This is a genomic window from Fibrobacter sp. UWP2, from assembly GCF_900141705.1.
Lineage (GTDB): Bacteria > Fibrobacterota > Fibrobacteria > Fibrobacterales > Fibrobacteraceae > Fibrobacter.
In genome coordinates this window covers 14,207-31,807 of record NZ_FQYM01000005.1, presented here as the reverse complement: position 1 = coordinate 31,807, position 17,601 = coordinate 14,207, and the positions used below count along the sequence as shown (strand labels likewise).

Genomic DNA, 17,601 nt, shown 5'->3' with positions numbered 1-17,601 from the left:
GATTAAGCCTCCTTACCTGTGGGGCGATAAGCCGCAAAGCGACGGCTGTCATAAGCGCGCTTCCAAGCTTCGGAACCTTCAATGTAACCCGACTCCAAGCACTTTTGCAAGGAATCGTCAAGCGTAATGCCCTGATCCTTTTGGCTGCTGATGGCAGCGGCGACCTGCGAGAGGTCACACTTGCGAATCATGTTCGCAACAGTCGAGGAAATACGCATGGCCTCGGCAGCGAGCACCAGTCCCTGATTTTGCACCACCGGGATCAAGTGCTGCACAATAACACCTTTGAGCTGTTCGGCAAGCGAATTCGCAAAGGCCGAACGGTTGGCGTCGGGAACGGACGCCAACAGGCGCGAGAGCAATGCGTGGATGTTGTTGCCGTTCGTCACCGCGAACACAAGCGCGCCCGCATTAGCTGCCTGCAGCAATAGCGAGAGTTCGTCCATCGATTCCAAGTGGTCAAAGCATATCACGTCGGCGCCGTCGCGCATGGCGAGCTCGATTCCTGCAATGCCAGAACGCACATGCAGACCCACTTCCTTTTGCGCGAGGGCCCCGTTCGGGTTCTGCAACACGCGCTCAATGGGGCGTTCAATGGTCTGGATGTAGCATTGACGGTTGGCGGCAATCGTCTCGACAAAAGATGTCATGGTCGTAGAACGACCACTGGACGCCGGCCCTGCAATAAGCACAAGACCGCTGTGGAGCTCTGCGAACTTGCTGCAGAACGGAGGCAAGTAAAGATTCTCGAGCGTCGCCGATTCCATTTGGATTACGCGGATCGCGATACTCGGCACCACCTCATTCCAGGTCACCGTGATGCGGGCGCGCCCGACACCGGGAAGCCCAAATGTCTTGCTAAAGTTCTTGCCCATGGCGACCTTGTAACCATCGGCAAATCCTTCGGAGGCTTCGGACAAAAGTTCCGTCAAGCGCGTTTTGTCGAGCGTCTGATCCGTCACCGGGAACAAAGCCCCGGACTGGCGCATCACCACCTGGCGGTCAGCAAACAGGTAGATGTCGGTCGCACCGAACTTGCGGGCATACGCGATCATCTTTTTCAAGTTCATCTTGTTGGTCAGCGTTTCGGGGGCCTCGACAGCAGTGCCCTCGCCCGTAGCCACCGCAAAGCGGCTCGGGAGTTCGCCTTCTTCGGCAGACTCGTCGGAACCATCCTCGGTAGTGATGCCAATGCTTGCAATACTCGTGGTCTCGAGACCCGAGACCTTTTCAACATCAAGGTTCGAGGACGTAGATTCACCGTAAATGTTGTTGCCCTCGATCTGGAGCGTCGGCTCCTCGTCCTTGGGCTCGGCCTTAACCGGGGACGGGGCCGCGGGGGTCGGGACACCCACCGGTTTGACCGCCGGGATGGACATGGTGGAACGCTTGGGCGCGGCACTCTCGGCCGCCGGCTGCGCGGCAGCATTCTTCGCTTCAAGGTTCTTCACGAAGGCAAGCACCTTCTCGTAAACCGCCTGTTGCAAGAGCCCGGCCTTCACCAAGACCTGGCCGATATCGACCTGGTCGTTCGCCTCGGCCCAATGGGCATCCACCTGATCCTGCGTCACCATCTTGTTGTGGACGAGGACCTTCGCCATATACAGGTTTCTCATAGGAAATCCCTCCGGCTAAACCACCAGCTTGCAATCGCGAGGAATACTCCCACGTAACCGAGTGCATAGACGGTGTTCCAGAACAAATACATATCCGGGAGCGCAAGCCCGTGCACAACGTAACTCGTCACGTTGTAGCGGTAGAGCCCCGGGAAAATCGCGTGTATCACCACCGCAGCCTTTTCGAGCAATGCCGTAGAGGCATCGCCCATCTCGCCCATGCGACTTGCAAACCTCACCTGTTCCAACAGCTCGTTGCTCAGGTGGCCCGCAAAGTACACGCCCAGCGTAAAGAGCGCCGAAAGAATCGTGCTGCTGAAACTGCTGAACAGGAGCGCCACCGCAATCACCACCGCCATCTCGCAGAAGATGAGGTATATGGCAAGGAGCAGACTCGCCGTCGGTTCCGCGTTCATCACGAAAAGCATCAGGTAGTAGATGACCGTCAAAAGCGTGAGGTGTACCGCCACCACGGCAAGGAGGCCAAAGTACTTGCCCACGATAAACGTCACGCGACTAATCGGCTTAGAAAGCAGCGTGAGCACCGTGCGCCGCTGGATTTCCTTCTGCACCAGGCTGATACCCACGAAGATGGAAATCAGGAGGCCCGAGAGGCTCATCACCGAAAGCGTAGTGGACTTGATCACGTAGGCGCGGTCAAACACCGACCATTCGCCAAGCACGATGCTGAACAGGGTGAGCGCAATCGCGAGGAACACGATGTTGTAGAGAATCTTGTCGCGGATAGATTCGCGGAATGTGTTGTGAGCGATAACCGCAATATACTTAAGCGTCTGCACGTGCAATCTCCTCCGTCAAAATGTCCTCGAGGCTCGGACGCTTGTGGTCCATCTTCTCGACCGCAATCCCGTTCGCAAGGCAGTAGCCCAGCAGGCGGTCGCGGGCGGCATCGTCCTCGCACACGAATTCTTCCGGGTGTCCCGTAAGCGAAACGCCCTGCGGCAGGTCGCTCTCGAGAATCGCCTTGCGCGTACGCACGTGGTATTCCACCCCGCACGACTCGGTAATCTCGTCGACTGTACCTTCTCGCACAATCTTGCCATCCACGATCATCGCGACCTTGTGGCTAATGCTTTCAACGTCGCTCAGCAGGTGGCTCGAATAGAAGATAGTCACGCCATCGCGGTTCAGCTGCTGTATAGCCTCGCGCACGTCGCGGCGGCCCATCGGGTCGAGCCCGCTCATCGGCTCGTCGAGAATCAAGAGTTTCGGCTTGCCGAGAATCGCCTGCGCAATGCCCACGCGCTGCATCATGCCCTTGGAGTACGAACGCAGGCGGCGGTCGATCCAGTCCTTGTTCGCGTGCAGAAGCTCGAGCGCCCAGGTGATGCGCTTGTCAAGTTTCGCACCGTCGAGTCCCACCAGCTTGCCGTAGAAGCGCAGGAGCTCGCGCCCCGTGAGGTAATCGTAAAAGTACGGCTGCTCCGGGGAGTAACCGATGTAGCGGCGGCTCTTCACATCGCGCGGGCTGATGCCGTTCACCAGCACCTTGCCCGAATCAAAATTCAACAGGCCCGTCAGCACCTTGATGGTGGTGGACTTGCCCGCCCCATTGGGGCCAATAAAGCCGTAAACCTGACCGTCCTCAACATTAAAGCTCACGTCCTTGAGGGCGAGCTTCGGCTTCATTAAAAAGCCGCTGCGGTAGGTCTTGTGCAAATGCTCAATCTGGATCATAGCTTGTCTTGGGCCTCTTCAATTTCACGGCGGCGCTTTTCGGCACGCAGTTTCTTGTTCACAATAAAATAGATGACAGCACCCACCAGGTACACCACAATGCCCGAATAGAAGATCGGGTTGATGGACTGGCCTTCCAGCCCCGGGAACACATTCAAAATCACGCTATGGCCAAAAAGGCTCAGCAGGACCAGGACAAAGCCAAGCCCACGGAGTACATAGGTCAGTATTATGAGTTTATTCATTACGATACCTCAAAACAAGCCCCGAAGCCGAGGCTTTTCCTTTTTTGAAAAATACACTTTTTTTAGCCTTTTGTATGGATGGCCACCGCAAACTCCTTTAAAAGGGCGGGGTCATTCACTTTTTCCCAAAGAGTCCCGGTTACAATAATCTGCGCACCGGCAGCCACACGCACCGCAGCCGTCTGCGGATCCTTGATGCCGCCGCCCGTAATGATGGTCATTTCGGTGGCACGGCGGGTGTAGGCGATGTGCTCCACAGGGACCGGTTCCTCGGCGCCGCTGCCGGCCTCGAGGTACACATAGCGCATGCCCATGAGTTCGGCGGCAATGGAATTCACCATGCTGAGCTTGGGCTTGTTGGCGGGCACCGGCATGGTACCGCTGATGTATTCCACCGTCGTGCGCTTGCCGCTGTTGATGAGCTGGTAAGCCGTCGGGATGGCTTCCATGTTGAGCGCACGCACGAGCGCGCCACCGCGCACCTGTTCGTCAATCAGGTAGTTCGGGTTGCGGCCGCTCACGAGCGTCATGAAAAGCATCGCGTCGAAACCGGGAACCACCTGCGAGGCGCCACCCGGAAAAAGGACCACGGGCAGGTCCACGTTGGCCTTGAGGGCAGCCACCTGCTTGGGGAGCGTGAAGTTACCCAGGTAAGAACCGCCCACGAGCAGCAGGTCGGCGCCGTTCTCGGCGGCCATCGCGCCCGCCTTCACGAACGCGGCCTCATCGGACGTGTCCGGGTCAATGAGCACGGCAAACAAGGCACCGCGCTTTTCGATTTCTGCGTTCAGGCGAAGTTCGGTCTTACCAGGTTTCATACAATTCCTTTTCTTGCGTCTACTCCGCAAGATACCATAAAGATACATTATTTGTTTCCTCCTTGCCACAAAAAAAAGAAGAAGGAGGGTTGGAGACCCGCCTTCTCGTTCTCTCGTTGTTCTCTACCCCAAATTCGTTATTCGTCCTTGATGCAGCGCACATTCAACTGGATAATTTGGTCAGACCACAGCGCACGTTGCTGTACGAGCCATTTTCCATAGCTTTCGAACATGATCATCGATGCCCAAGGGTCCGAATACGCACTATCGGGCTTTACCGCATAATAGGTCCAAACTTCCTTGCCGCCATCTTTCGAAGTCACGTTTCCAAATCCAGCGGCAAACAAGTAATCCGCAAGGGTATAAACTTCAAGATCCAGCGATTCCTTGACAAAGCCGAACATTTTCTCCCAATCGTTGCCATTCGGAAGACGCCAGCCATCGGGGCAAACCCCCTGATAAGTTCCAGTAGCCTTTTCAACAGAATCGATTGCGGCCATCATTCTATCGTAGTTGATGTTATTGCCCATGGCATGCAACGTATCGCAAAGTGACGGCACTTCGCTTTCTGCCAGACATTCATCAAGCGACACCATCACAATCGAGGTATCCAGCGCAAGCACTTCGGACAACGAGTAATAACCATTGGGGCTGTTGAACATCAGGTTTTCACCAAACCATGTCTGCGTTCCGTTTTCCAAGGTGTACGTCACCGTCTTGTATGTCTTTCCGTCGCGTTCGTCAGTCATAGAGCCCGCAACATAGGGAGCTTGTTTAACCGAAGTTGTCCACTTTTTTGACGTACAGACAAAGTTGAACAAGACACCCGAATTTTCAATAACGGCACCTTCTTTTTCCGCAGTACATTCTTCCAGGCCCTGCATAAGAATCGCAAAGTTCGTATTGATTTCTTTGGACAGCTCGGACATTTTCAAAACGCCTTGGGCGTCTTCTTTCACAATAGTATTCAGCTTGCTAAACGACCATGCGGTAAAACGTTTTTTCGTCTCTTCGTCAATATTGTTAAACGTTCCGTCTTCGCCAAACTTTTGCGCCAACGATTCAACGCTAGATTTGCTCAAAGATGGGCCCAAGTACAAACCCACAAAGTTCAGGACATCGACAACATCAGAATCTGCGGCATGTTCATTCTTTTCGAAATTGAACGGAACACCCTCGATTCCAAACGCCGCGAGAACTTCCCTGTCAGCCTGCGCTTTTGCTTCGGCAAAGGTTTTACCCGAATTCACCAGATAGCGCAAACGGTAAGCTTCCAAGTAGGTCATTACATTGACATTCACATTCCTAGTCTCGCGCAAATCCACTATGGCCTGATACGGGACATAATCCTTGTACCAGATGCCGTCGTACCAATCATCACTATTTCGATTGGGGTGAATTTCGAATTGCGCATACGGACTGTTAAAAGTAACGCTGTCGATTGCGAATTTTCCGGATTCGTTTATAAAAGCGCCTTCATAAACAACTCCCGTCGTATCCAAAGTCGACGAATCCAATTCGAACACCTTCATCAGCGATACATTAAGCTGAATTGATGTGTTCTCATCGTATTCATTACCGTTCGGAGTGACAAGCGAAGGCATATTCGCCATTTTGCCACCCACCGAAATATCGGCAAGCACCGGGGTCAAGCCGGTCTCTTCGGCAGAGCCGCCCATCACGGTGTCGGGTTTACCGTCATCCGTGGAACATGCCGCAAGAGTCAAGGCGAATAGCACCGCCGCTTTGCAGACCTTTTGTCTTTTTAAGTAGTTCATGACGTCCTCCTCGTTTTATTTTTTTAAACCCTTGATGTTTGTCATCGGGAAAAACTGCATGTTCAAGCGGTACACCTCGTCTGCCGCAGAATCCCTAGTCGCGATTGCGATTACCTTTTTACGGCACTCGGCAATCACTTGCACAATTTCGTCGTAAGCTTCGTGCGTAACGCCCAGCGTAACACCCGAAAAATGCCGTTCCGCTTGCGGAACGCCCTCGATCGCGTCAAGGGCGAACTCGCCCATTTGGCGGAGCATCCCGCGAACGGCGACAGGCGTTACTTCCATAGGGCCCGTCGTCACCGACTTTTCGGTTTGCGTATAGTTGCCGACATCGTCTTTTTGGAGCAAGCCCGCCTTGACCAAGAAATTCAAGGTTTCGCTCACCTCGGCCGCCGTTATCTTTTCGCGGCAAGCATGGGCAAGGGCCAAGGGTTTTGCCCCCGGCATGGCAGGCGCGAGTTCGCGAATGACCGGATTTTTCCAGTCACTGAAAAAACGGAACGAATCGCCTTCCAGGACCTTCGCCTTGTGCGCCTTGGCAATCGAAATCATCTTGCCGTAAGCGGCCTTCTTTTCGGCATCCGTTTTTGCATGGTCAAACTCCACCATCGCGCGAAAATATTCCAGCCGGTTCCCGCTTAGCCCCATGGCCTTGGCCACACGCTCGGCGGCATCTTCGCCCAGGTTGAAACGCCCCTCGCTCACATACTTCAAGTGGACCGACGAGGAGAACCCCGCCACCCTTGCGAACTCCCGCCAGGTAAACGCAGACTTCACCTTCCTTTCGGCGTAATAATCCGCAATATACTGGCGGTAGCCCGTATATTCAAAGACATCTTTCATTTTTCCTCCTGACAAGGCCCCGCTTCCGACGGCTTCACGTTACCAAATATACCTCTTATTCCGCAAAAGTCAACTTATTTTGCAATACAAAAATTGCGTTTTTATTCAAATTTCAACAGTTATTTAAAAAATCATAAAAAACATGCATTTTTCTACAATGCAAAGTCGCGCTTATTTTCAAGGAGCCCGCCTTTACCTATATTTACGGCATGGAACTTTTCACCAAAATCGACATTCCCGCATCGAGCATTCGCATCGATTACACGAGCCGCATCGCGTTTTTCGGGTCGTGCTTTGCAGAGAACATTGCCTCCAAGTTTACCGGGCTTGGATTTCGCACGTTGGTGAACCCCCTCGGGATTATCTACAACCCACTATCCATAGAACAGACGGTGGAGGCAGTCGCCGGCGAGGGCTACAACCGCACCGCCAGTGAGGACTGCGGCACAAATTTGAACTGCACCGACCGCGTGTTCTTTGACGGCGAAAAGTGGAGCAGCTGGGATGCGCACGGTTCGCTCTCCACCACGACACGCGACGAATGCATCGCGAGGCTAGAACGCGCCAGGAACCGCGCCCGTGAATTCTTGAAAACCGCCGACATCGTGTTCATCACGCTCGGGAGCGCCTACGTGTATTTTTTAAAAGAGGACGGTCGAGCCGTCGCGAACTGCCACCGGCAAAATACGGACCTCTTTGAACGCAGGCTCATTACCGTTGACGAAGCGACGGCGGCAATGGAAAACACCCTCGCCAAGCTCAAAAGCATCAACCCCAAAATGCATGTCGTCTTTACCGTGTCGCCGCTTAGGCACATGGGCGACGGGGCCCATGGGAACACACTCTCAAAGGCGACCCTGCAACTCGCCATCGACCGGACCCTAGCACAAGTTGCCTGCGAGAACCGCGCCGTGGCAAGCTACTTCCCGAGTTACGAAATCGTGATGGACGAACTGCGCGACTACCGCTTTTACGCAAACGACATGATTCATTTGTCTGCAACAGCCGAGGATTATATTTTTGAGCGCATGCAACAGACGTACTTTGACGAGGCAACCATCGCGAACACAAAGCGCGTCGAGAAGTTCATGAAGGCGGCAAGTCACCGCATCGTAAACGACGGGAGTGCCAAGGCGGTCGAGTTCGCAAACAAGTACCTCGCCGAAGCGGAACGACTTGAAGCAGAAATCCCAGAGCTTGACCTTGGCCGCGAAAAGGAATCTTTCAAAAAAATTCTAGGATGACGCTGCAACAGCGTCGCAAATCACTTACGCGTATGCGGAAGGTGCATCTTTTTGCGCATTGCAATCAAGCGCAAAAGGAAGGTGAAGGCCGTCGTCACGACAATACGCGCCTCCATGTGCGGCACGCCGACATACGGGAGCACCACGAAAAGGATTCCGCCCAGGATTGCTGCCGTCGCATAAAAGTCGCTCTTTAAAATCTGCGGGATTTCACGAACCAGCACATCGCGGATAAGTCCGCCACCCGCCGCCGTTATTGCCGCCATGAAAATGACGGCAACCGGCCCTGCGTCCAGGGCCGCGGCCTTGCTCGCCCCCACCGCCGTAAAGAACCCGAGCCCGAGCGCGTCGGCCACCAACACAAAGGCCCAGCTCGCCGTCAATGCCTTCTTCGCACCGATCATCGCCGCACAAGCGACCGCGCACACCACGATATAGGTGGGGCTCCGCAAAGCGACCGGCGGAGTCTCGCCCAAAAGCACATCGCGCACGATGCCGCCGCCCACGCCCGTCGCAATGGACATAATGAGAATGCCGAGCCAATCCAGGTTGTAGCGGATTCCCTTGTAGGCCCCCGTTATGGCGAACGCCAGCGTCCCGAGCATGTCTATCGCAAAAAGCATGGTATAAATTTAAACAAAAAAGAGCCCCTGCAAGGGGACTCTTTTTTTACGCTTTGACTTTGGTGGGAGCGAAGCCCAATCACAAGTTCATTTCTGAACTTAGGGCTGAGCGGTCAGTTTAGCTCTGATCCAGTTGTTGGCGTTGGCAATAGCACCGGCAATCTTGTCGACTTCCTTGGTGCCGGCCTGAGCGCGGTCCGGGCGTCCACCGCCACGGCCACCGCAAGCAGCGGCGAGGTCCTTCACGAGGTCGCCGGCCTTGATGCCCTTGGCCTGAACATTCTTGCCCACCATCACGGCGATGCTACCGGCACCGTTATCCTTGTTGGCAATCACGGCGACGCTATCGGTGTCGAGTTTGTTCTGAACGCCGTCCAGCAAGTTCTTGTACTTTTCGTCCGGCAAAGCGAGTTCGCGAACGTAGAGGTTCACGCCCATCACGTTGATGCCGCCGTTCAGGAGTTCGGCAGCGGCAAGCGTTGCAAGTTCCAGCTTCACGGACTGCAGGCTCTTTTCGAGGTTCTGCGTCTTGGCGAAGGACTGCTGAATGCGATCGAGAACTTCGGCGTCCTTGCAGCGGAGCTGTTCGCGGAGAGCCGTGAGAATCTGCGTACCGGCGCGGAGGAGGCTCAAGGCGCCACGGCCAGAGACCGCTTCGATACGGCGCACGCCTGCGGATACGCTAGATTCAGAGATAATCTTCACGAGGCCGATGTTACCGGTGTTCTGCACGTGCAAGCCACCGCAGAGTTCCTTGGAGAACTCTTCGTTCGCGCAGCCCATCTTCACCACGCGGACTTCGTCGCCATACTTTTCGCCGAACAGAGCCATGGCACCGCTGGCCTTGGCTTCGTCGACGCCCATCACCTGGGTGTTGACCGGGAGGCATTCCATGACCTTCGCGTTCACGATGTCTTCCACCTTCTGGATTTCTTCGGCGGTCATCGCATTGAAGTGGCTGAAGTCAAAGCGGAGGAGTTCGTTGGAAACGAAGCTACCCTGCTGCTGCACGTGAGTGCCGAGCACCTGGCGGAGCGCGGCCTGCAGCAAGTGGGTGGCGGAGTGGTTCTTGCGGATGTCGTTACGGCGTTCGTTATCGACGGTAGCCATAAAGACGGCACCCATCGTTTCTTCGTTTGCCGTACCCTTCTTTACCTTGCCGCGGCAGAGGGCGGTGTCGTTCACCTTCACGGTGTCAAATACGTCAATTTCGAGGTCGCCAGAAACGAGCGTACCCTTATCGCCGACCTGGCCACCCATTTCGGCGTAGAACGGAGAAGTTTCAAGCACGATGGAGAGCACGCCCTTGTCTTCGCGCCAGCGCACGACCTTCGTTTCGCAAGCGGAGAGTTCATAGCCCACGAACTTGGTGCTTTCTTCGCTGTACTGTGTCCAGCCTTCGGTACCCATCGTGTTGATGCCCTGCTTCATGTTGGCGCGGGCGCGGGCCTTCTGTTCTTCCATGCACTTCTCGTAGCCTTCTTCGTCAATCAGGAGGCCCTTTTCTTCGGCGAGAATACCGGTGAGGTCCGGCGGGAATCCGTAGGTATCGTAAAGGAGGAACACCTTGTCGCCCGGAATCTTGTCGCCCTTCTTCAAGTCGGCGGAAATGGCGGCGAAGCGTTCGAGACCGGCGTCGAGCGTGCGGATAAAGCTTTCTTCTTCGCTCTTGATCACGGAGGCAACGAATTCCTTGCGTTCGCGGATTTCCGGGAAGGCGTCGCCCATCGTGTCGGCAAGCACCTGCACGAGCTGGCAAATGAACGGCTTCTTCTGGCCGAGCAGGCGGGCAAAGCGGCTAGCACGGCGCAAAATGCGGCGGAGCACGTAGCCACGACCTTCGTTGCTCGGCAAGGCACCGTCGGCAATAGCAAAAGAAATAGCGCGGATGTGGTCGGCAATCACGCGGTGCGGAGTACCGGCTTCGCCATCGTTGTACGGCACGCCACTGAGTTCAGCAATCTTTGCGATAATCGGGGTGAACACGTCGGTGTCGTAGTTGCTGGTCTTGCCCTGCAGAATAGCGCAGATACGTTCGAAACCCATACCGGTATCGACGTTCTTTGACTTCAGCGGAATCAAGCTTCCGTCGCTCACGCGTTCGTACTGCATGAACACGTTGTTCCAGATTTCGATGTAGCGGTCGTTTTCGCCGTTCACGCCCTTGATGGGGTCCTTGAACGTTTCGGCCTGCGTAGCGAGGTCGCCGCGGTCGTAATGGATTTCGGAGCAAGGGCCGCACGGACCGGTGTCGCCCATTTCCCAGAAGTTGCTGTGAGCGTCGAAGCGCATGATGCGGTCATCCGGAAGGCCGGACACGTCCTTCCAAATCTGCCAGGCTTCGTCATCGTCCTGATAGACCGTAGCAAAGAGGCGTTCCTTCGGGAGCTTCCAAACTTCGGTCAAGAGTTCCCAAGCCCAGGCAATGGCTTCTTTCTTGTAGTAGTCGCCGAAGCTCCAGTTGCCGAGCATCTCGAAGAAGGTGTGGTGGTAGTTGTCGCGGCCCACCACGTCGAGGTCGTTGTGCTTACCGGACACGCGGAGGCACTTCTGGCTGTTGCATACGCGCTTCCAACCCTTCGGATTGTCGCCAAGGAAAATTGCCTTGAACTGGTTCATGCCCGCGTTCGTGAACATGAGCGTCGGGTCGTCATGCGGGACCACCGGCGAAGAACGCACGAAGAGGTGGCCCTTGGATTCAAAGAACTTGATGAAAGATTCGCGCACCTGCGCAGAAGTCATAGTAGGCATAATGTGTCCCTTTTATTTTTCGGGCGTAAATTTAGAAAAAAAACGTTGCCTCTAAGCGGGTGCGGTCCTGAACCGACCCCCAATCACCCCCTGGAGCTTCAAATCCATAGCCATCAACGACTTACAAAAATATTTTAAAAAGTTGTTGCGTTTTGTTAATTTATTATCTATATTTGTAATGATTACAAAATCAAAACAAATGCAAACGGCACCCAAAAACGAGCATCGGACCGCGCTTTCTTTTGGTAAATTTGATGGTGTATTCAAATAGCAAAGAAATGCAGGTCACTGCACAAAAGAGGAAATATGGTAGATAAAGAAGAGTGGAAAGGTTTCGCTGGACAGCGCTGGAAAGAAGAAGTCAACGTGCGCACGTTCATCCAGAAGAACTACACGCAGTACGATGGGGACAAGTCGTTCCTCGCTGGCCCGACCGAGGCCACGACCAAACTTTGGAACGAGGTCCAGGACCTGCAGAAGCAGGAAATCGCCAAGGGCGGCGTCCTCGACATGGACACCGACGTTGTGTCTGGCCTCACGAGCCATGCTGCCGGCTACATCGCCGAAGGATCCAAAGACCTCGAGAAGATTGTGGGCCTGCAGACCGACAAGCCGCTCAAGCGCGCCTTCATGCCGTTCGGCGGCATCAAGATGGCCGAAGAAAGCTGCATGAACTACGGCTACACACCGAGCAAGGAACTGCACCACATCTTTACCGATTATCACAAGACGCACAACCAGGGCGTGTTCGACGCATACACCCCCGCCATGCGCGCCGCACGCAAGGCGCACATCATCACGGGTCTTCCCGACACCTACGGTCGCGGTCGTATCGTGGGCGACTACCGCCGTGTCGCCCTCTATGGCGTAGACTACCTGATCGAGAAAAAGAAAGCTGACAAAGCCCTCTCCGACGAATCCGACATGACCGAAGAGGTCGTACGCCTGCGCGAGGAACTCGCCGAGCAGATCAAGGCGCTCGAAGGCATGAAGGCCATGGCGAAGATTTACGGCTACGACATTTCCAAGCCCGCGAAAAATGCACGTGAAGCCGTGCAGTGGTTGTACTTTGGCTACCTCGCTGCCATCAAGACGCAAAACGGCGCCGCCATGAGTGTTGGCCGTGTTTCAACATTCCTCGACATTTACTTTGAACGCGACCTCAAGGCCGGCATCCTCACCGAGAGCGAAGCCCAGGAACTCATCGACCACCTGGTAATGAAGCTCCGCATGGTGAAGTTCGCCCGCATCACTAGCTACAACGAACTGTTTAGCGGTGACCCGGTGTGGGCGACGCTCGAAGTCGCCGGCCTCGGCCAAGACGGCCGCCACATGGTGACCAAGACCGACTACCGCTTTTTGCACACGCTCGTGAACATGGGTCCCTCGCCCGAACCGAACCTCACGGTGCTCTACAGCCCGCGTCTGCCCGAGAACTTCAAGAAGTTCGCCGCCGAGATCTCGGTGAAGACCAGCGCCATCCAGTACGAGAACGACGAAACCATGCGCCCGATCTGGGGCGACGACTACAGCATTTGCTGCTGCGTCTCGGCCACCCAGACCGGCAAGGAGATGCAGTTCTTTGGCGCTCGCGCGAACCTTGCGAAGGCACTCCTTTACGCCATCAACGGCGGCAAGGATGAATGCATTTGCCGCGGTCAGCAGATTGGCCCCGAGTACCCGCCCATCACCAGCGAGTACCTGGACTACGACGAGCTGGTGCACAAGTTCGACCTGTACCTCGACTGGCTTGCCCGCCTGTACGTGAATACCCTGAACCTCATCCACTACATGCACGACAAGTATTACTACGAGGCCGCCGAAATGGCCCTCATCGACACGAACGTGCGCCGCACATTCGCGACAGGCATTGCAGGATTCAGCCACGTGGTCGACAGCCTTTGTGCCGTGAAGTACGCCAAGGTGAAGGTCATCCGCGACAAGGAGACCGGACTTGCCGAGGACTTCCAGATCGAGGGAGACTTCCCGCGCTATGGAAACGACGACGACCGCGCCGACGACATTGCCGTGTGGCTCCTCAAGACCTTCATGGCCAAGATCAAGCACAACCCGACCTACCGTCACTCCGAACCCACGACCTCCATCCTCACGATTACGAGCAACGTAGTGTACGGCAAGGCGACGGGCACGCTCCCCGACGGCCGCAAAAAAGGCGAGCCGCTCTCCCCGGGCGCGAACCCGAGCTACGGCGCCGAGAAGAACGGCCTCATCGCCTCGCTCATGTCGGTGGCGAAGCTCCCGTACGACTACGCCCTCGACGGCATCAGCAACACGCAGACCATCAACCCCGCGGCCCTCGGCCACGACGATGCCGAGCGCACGCTCAAGCTGGTGCAGGTTCTGGACGGCTACTTTGGCACCTCGAGTCACCACCTGAACGTGAACGTGTTCGGTATCGAAAAGCTGAAGGACGCCATGGAGCACCCAGAGAAGGAAGAATACCAGAACTTCACCATCCGCGTAAGCGGCTACGCCGTGCGCTTCATCAAGCTCACCCGCGAACAGCAGCTCGACGTGATTGCCCGCCAGGCACACGGCGTGCTGTAAGGCAAATCGGGTCGCAGTTAACGCGCTCCTATGGCTTTAAAAGGAAACCACCGGCTACGTCGGTGGTTTTCGTTCATACAAGAACGCCCGGGCTTTTGCCCGGGCTTTCTTTACTGGCTGCTTTTAGAGAGAATTTTTACAGGTCGGCTTCACGATCCAAAATCATTTGCACCATGCCGTCCTTGACCACGAGGTTCTCGGGGCGGTAAGTGACCTTTTCCATTTCCCAGTTGCCCCTGGACCAGCGATCCCAATCGAGGTCGTCGCCATCGAAGTCGTCTTGCCACTTAAGCGTGAAAGCCTTGGAAGTGGTGTCGTACGTAAAGGCGCGCACGTAGTCAATGTACTGGATCTGCGGACCCGCGGCGAGTTCTTCACCGGTGAACTTGCCGACCCAGCTGGCGCTGCCCGAGATCCACACGTTAAAGCGGAGGGACTGTTCCTGGTTCATGAAGGCCACCTGGTCGTGCTTGCGGTTGTCTGCATTGCCAATCGAATCGCGACGGATCTCGACGCTGTCGATTTCCCAGGCGATGTACTCGGGCGTCCACACAATGGCATAGAGATGGAAGTCGGCAGTCGCATCGAAACCAAAATTGTGCTTGGTCTCAGAAGTGATCTTCGCATTCTTCTTCTCGGTGGTGTTGGGCTCGCGGGTAATGAGGTTCGCCTGCCAAACCGTATCGCTCTTGCCCAGAACTTCGATATCGATTTCGTTCCACGGCTGGGCGCCCAGCAGGTACGAAGGATCGTAGTAGAGGAACATCGAGCTCACGGAACCCGGGAAAGAAACCATCTTCATGCGAGCCTCGAAACGACCGTAAAGGAACTGATCCTTGCCAGTCAACTCGGTGCCGTAATAAGTGTAGGTCTGGTTCGGGTTAACCGCCGCGCTCGAAGAAGAGACTTCCACAGGCAGGGCCGCGGAACTCAACGTCTGGTCTGGCGGGAGGGCGGCATCCGAAGAAGTCGGGTCGGCAGGGAGCGGAGCATCCGAAGACTCCGGCACCGGAGCCGGAGTCTCGGGAGTGGCGGGGTTATTAGAACTATCGTCGGAGCAAGCAGAAATCATCCAGCCCGCAAAGACAAACGCAGAAAGTGTGAATAGCTTTTTCATAGTAAATCCTCGTTTCTCCTTTAAAGATACTATGATTGTGCCGCGCAGAAAATAGCCGCAACATATAAAAATACACTAAGTGTATCAAATGTTTTTAACGCATTTTTTCTTTGCTTTTATATGGATGGCTCGGCCACGGATCCGCCCCCGGGGCGCAAACTACTATCTTTGCGACATGACTCTGGGACACGTGAACAAGTTGGAATCGTTCGGCTCGGTCGACGGACCGGGCATCCGCTTTGTCGTGTTTTTGCAGGGCTGCCCCATGCGCTGCCTCTTTTGCCACAACCCCGAGACCTGGAAATTCTCAAAGCCGGGCGAGACGAACGACGGCATTATGCACCTGACCGCCGAGGACCTGCTCGCCAAGGCAATCCGCTACAAAACCTTTTGGGGCAAGGACGGCGGCATTACCGTGAGCGGCGGCGAGCCCCTAATGCAAATGGATTTTTTGACCGAGTTCTTTACGCTCGCCAAAGCGCAGGGTGTACACACCTGCGTTGACACCAGCGGAGTAAACTTCACGCGCGCCGACAAAGACGCCGCGAACTTCGAGAAGTTCCAAAAGTTGCTCGCCGTGACCGACCTTTTGCTAGTCGACATCAAACATATTGACCCCGCGGTCCACCGCAAGTTGACCGGTCACGACAACGCGAACATCATTGACTTTTTCCGTTACCTCGACGAGATTCACAAACCCATTTGGATAAGGCACGTGCTGGTGCCCGGCATTAGCGACCACGACGAAGATTTGATTAAGACGCGCGACTTCATTCGCACTTTGAACAACGTAAAGCGAGTCGACGTGCTGCCCTACCACGCCTTTGCCCTAGGCAAGTATACCGAGCTCGGCATCGACTACGCCCTCAAGGACACACAGTCCCCTACCGCCGACCGCGTCGCCAACGCCAAGCGAATCCTCGAAACCGCACATTTCACAATGTGAAATGTGGAATTTGGGAATTTAAAAACCTAGCGAGACAAGGCGCAGTTTTCAGCAAGGGGTAAGAAACAAGTAAGACGAGGCCACGACCCCCGAAGCCGTAGTTAAACCTACGGCGAGAGGGGGAGTAACGAAGTATTACGCAGTTTATTAGCCCTTGACAGCGTCGCTCATGCTGAACATCGGCATATACATAGCGATTAGGAGGCCGCCCACGGCGCCGCCCAAGAACACGATGATCAAAGGTTCAATCATACTGACGACGGCATCCACTGCGGCATCCACTTCTTCGTCATAAAAGTCCGCTAGCTTCAAAAGCATGCCGCCCAAGTTACCTGTTTTTTCACCCACGCCGGTCATTTGAATCACCATAGGGGGGAAAATTCCTACTTCCTGCATGGGGTCCGCAATGGACTTACCACCGGCAATGCCTATGGCAATTTTTCCGATTGCCTGCTCCACCACCATGTTGCCGGCGGTAGAGGCGACCACCTTCAAGGCATCCATCACGCTCACACCGGCGTTCAAAAGAGTCCCCAATGTTCTGGAGAAACTCGCTGTGGACGACTTGATTTGCAGGTCACCTATTTTGGGTACCTTCAGCATCAGTTTGTCAAAGGCAAATTTTATGGTCTTTACCTTCAAAGCAAGTTTAAAGCCCACAATCAAAGTCACCACGCCAATGAACAAAAAGGCACCATTGTCGCGTATAAAGTCAGAGATGTTCATCACCACCTGGGTCGGTGCAGGCAGTTCGGCATCCAAAGCGGCAAACTGCTCGGCAAAGGTCGGCACCACGAACGTCATAAGGGCGATCACCACAAGGATACCGACAATAATAACCATGACCGGATACGTCAACGCCTTCTTGACCTTACGGCGCAAGCGCATACTGTTTTCCATGGTCTCGGCCAAACGCGCAAGAATCCCTTCAAGGATACCGCCCGCTTCACCGGCGGCCACCATGTTCACATACAACGAGTCAAAAACCTTGGGGTGCAAAGCAAGCGAATCGGCGAGCGAAGAACCACCGTTAATGGACTGCGTCACCTTGTGGATAACCGCCTTAAGTTCGGGGTTCTCGCACTGTTCCTCGAGAATTGTCAAGCACTGGAGCATCGGCAAACCGGCGGAGCACATCGAAGAGAACATACGCGTAAAGCGCGTGAGGTCCTCGTGCTTAATGCCGTTGCCAATCTTGATCTTGAGTTCCTTGGGCTTCTTTTTGAGGCTCACAATCGTCAAGCGACGGCGCATCAAGAGGGCTTCGGCCTCGGCCTTGTCCTGCGCCTCCAACGTACCTTCAAAGTTGTTGCCCTGGGCGTTCTGGGCTTTGTACAAGAACTCTGCCATA

At 55.1% G+C, this 17,601-nt stretch carries 14 protein-coding genes; 3 read left to right on the top strand and 11 right to left on the bottom strand.

What is annotated here, in order from left to right:
- Positions 1-2: 2 nt before the first annotated feature.
- The 7 genes from BUB55_RS04185 to BUB55_RS04155 form a co-directional block, all read right to left on the bottom strand.
- The gene (locus BUB55_RS04185) at positions 3-1,616 is read right to left on the bottom strand and encodes a type IV pilus twitching motility protein PilT (RefSeq protein WP_083596873.1); all 1,614 of its coding nucleotides are present in this window, start codon (positions 1,614-1,616) and stop codon (positions 3-5) included.
- Entirely contained in the window at positions 1,613-2,416 is an 804-nt protein-coding gene (locus BUB55_RS04180; protein WP_073188650.1) for an ABC transporter permease, read from the bottom strand. Before BUB55_RS04180 ends, BUB55_RS04185 begins: the two co-directional genes overlap by 4 nt.
- The gene (locus BUB55_RS04175; RefSeq protein ID WP_073188493.1) at positions 2,403-3,314 is read right to left on the bottom strand and encodes an ABC transporter ATP-binding protein; all 912 of its coding nucleotides are present in this window, start codon (positions 3,312-3,314) and stop codon (positions 2,403-2,405) included. The genes BUB55_RS04180 and BUB55_RS04175 overlap by 14 nt, the downstream gene beginning before the upstream one ends.
- Positions 3,311-3,559, bottom strand: coding sequence for a hypothetical protein (locus BUB55_RS04170; protein WP_234971792.1), 249 nt, complete (start codon positions 3,557-3,559; stop codon positions 3,311-3,313). The genes BUB55_RS04175 and BUB55_RS04170 overlap by 4 nt, the downstream gene beginning before the upstream one ends.
- 62 nt (positions 3,560-3,621) lie before the next feature.
- Positions 3,622-4,377: a phosphoglycerol geranylgeranyltransferase gene (locus tag BUB55_RS04165; protein ID WP_073188491.1), complete on the bottom strand. Its 756-nt coding sequence runs from the start codon at positions 4,375-4,377 to the stop codon at positions 3,622-3,624.
- 137 nt (positions 4,378-4,514) lie between these two features.
- A complete protein-coding gene (locus tag BUB55_RS04160) occupies positions 4,515-6,155 on the bottom strand; it encodes an FISUMP domain-containing protein (protein ID WP_073188489.1) in 1,641 nt (546 codons plus the stop codon).
- Positions 6,156-6,170: 15 nt separating this feature from the next.
- Positions 6,171-7,001 carry a TIGR02147 family protein gene (locus BUB55_RS04155; protein WP_073188487.1) on the bottom strand — a complete coding sequence of 277 codons (831 nt, stop codon included), beginning with the start codon at positions 6,999-7,001 and terminating at the stop codon, positions 6,171-6,173.
- A 209-nt stretch (positions 7,002-7,210) separates the two neighbouring features.
- Between BUB55_RS04155 and BUB55_RS04150 the strand changes: the two genes are divergently transcribed.
- The gene (locus tag BUB55_RS04150) at positions 7,211-8,245 is read left to right on the top strand and encodes a GSCFA domain-containing protein (protein WP_073188485.1); all 1,035 of its coding nucleotides are present in this window, start codon (positions 7,211-7,213) and stop codon (positions 8,243-8,245) included.
- 20 nt (positions 8,246-8,265) lie between these two features.
- Here the strand turns inward: BUB55_RS04150 and BUB55_RS04145 are convergent, their stop codons facing one another.
- Together BUB55_RS04145 and alaS are read right to left on the bottom strand one after the other, a co-directional pair.
- The gene (locus BUB55_RS04145) at positions 8,266-8,868 is read right to left on the bottom strand and encodes a trimeric intracellular cation channel family protein (RefSeq protein WP_073188484.1); all 603 of its coding nucleotides are present in this window, start codon (positions 8,866-8,868) and stop codon (positions 8,266-8,268) included.
- 99 nt (positions 8,869-8,967) lie between these two features.
- Positions 8,968-11,619 carry an alanine--tRNA ligase gene (gene alaS / locus BUB55_RS04140; protein ID WP_083596871.1) on the bottom strand — a complete coding sequence of 884 codons (2,652 nt, stop codon included), beginning with the start codon at positions 11,617-11,619 and terminating at the stop codon, positions 8,968-8,970.
- A gap of 306 nt (positions 11,620-11,925) precedes the next feature.
- On the opposite strand from alaS, the gene pflB reads away from it, so the two are divergent.
- Complete coding sequence (gene pflB / locus BUB55_RS04135; protein WP_073188480.1) at positions 11,926-14,187, top strand: formate C-acetyltransferase; 2,262 nt, start codon at positions 11,926-11,928, stop codon at positions 14,185-14,187.
- Positions 14,188-14,323: 136 nt separating this feature from the next.
- Here pflB and BUB55_RS04130 read toward each other — a convergent pair whose 3' ends face one another.
- The gene (locus BUB55_RS04130; RefSeq protein ID WP_073188478.1) at positions 14,324-15,304 is read right to left on the bottom strand and encodes a glycoside hydrolase family 16 protein; all 981 of its coding nucleotides are present in this window, start codon (positions 15,302-15,304) and stop codon (positions 14,324-14,326) included.
- 175 nt (positions 15,305-15,479) lie between these two features.
- On the opposite strand from BUB55_RS04130, the gene pflA reads away from it, so the two are divergent.
- Entirely contained in the window at positions 15,480-16,250 is a 771-nt protein-coding gene (gene pflA, locus BUB55_RS04125) for a pyruvate formate-lyase-activating protein (RefSeq protein WP_073188476.1), read from the top strand.
- Positions 16,251-16,397: 147 nt separating this feature from the next.
- Here pflA and BUB55_RS04120 read toward each other — a convergent pair whose 3' ends face one another.
- Positions 16,398-17,600 carry a type II secretion system F family protein gene (locus tag BUB55_RS04120; protein ID WP_073188474.1) on the bottom strand — a complete coding sequence of 401 codons (1,203 nt, stop codon included), beginning with the start codon at positions 17,598-17,600 and terminating at the stop codon, positions 16,398-16,400.
- Between the last annotated feature and the right edge of the window lies 1 nt (position 17,601).

Coding starts and splice junctions, on each gene's coding strand:
- BUB55_RS04185 (WP_083596873.1), bottom strand. CDS start 1,616: ATGAGAAACCTGTATATGGCGAAGGTCCTCGTCCACAACAAGATGGTG.
- BUB55_RS04175 (WP_073188493.1), bottom strand. CDS start 3,314: ATGATCCAGATTGAGCATTTGCACAAGACCTACCGCAGCGGCTTTTTA.
- BUB55_RS04170 (WP_234971792.1), bottom strand. CDS start 3,559: ATGAATAAACTCATAATACTGACCTATGTACTCCGTGGGCTTGGCTTT.
- BUB55_RS04165 (WP_073188491.1), bottom strand. CDS start 4,377: ATGAAACCTGGTAAGACCGAACTTCGCCTGAACGCAGAAATCGAAAAG.
- BUB55_RS04160 (WP_073188489.1), bottom strand. CDS start 6,155: ATGAACTACTTAAAAAGACAAAAGGTCTGCAAAGCGGCGGTGCTATTC.
- BUB55_RS04155 (WP_073188487.1), bottom strand. CDS start 7,001: ATGAAAGATGTCTTTGAATATACGGGCTACCGCCAGTATATTGCGGAT.
- BUB55_RS04150 (WP_073188485.1), top strand. CDS start 7,211: ATGGAACTTTTCACCAAAATCGACATTCCCGCATCGAGCATTCGCATC.
- BUB55_RS04145 (WP_073188484.1), bottom strand. CDS start 8,868: ATGCTTTTTGCGATAGACATGCTCGGGACGCTGGCGTTCGCCATAACG.
- alaS (WP_083596871.1), bottom strand. CDS start 11,619: ATGCCTACTATGACTTCTGCGCAGGTGCGCGAATCTTTCATCAAGTTC.
- pflB (WP_073188480.1), top strand. CDS start 11,926: ATGGTAGATAAAGAAGAGTGGAAAGGTTTCGCTGGACAGCGCTGGAAA.
- BUB55_RS04130 (WP_073188478.1), bottom strand. CDS start 15,304: ATGAAAAAGCTATTCACACTTTCTGCGTTTGTCTTTGCGGGCTGGATG.
- pflA (WP_073188476.1), top strand. CDS start 15,480: ATGACTCTGGGACACGTGAACAAGTTGGAATCGTTCGGCTCGGTCGAC.
- BUB55_RS04120 (WP_073188474.1), bottom strand. CDS start 17,600: ATGGCAGAGTTCTTGTACAAAGCCCAGAACGCCCAGGGCAACAACTTT.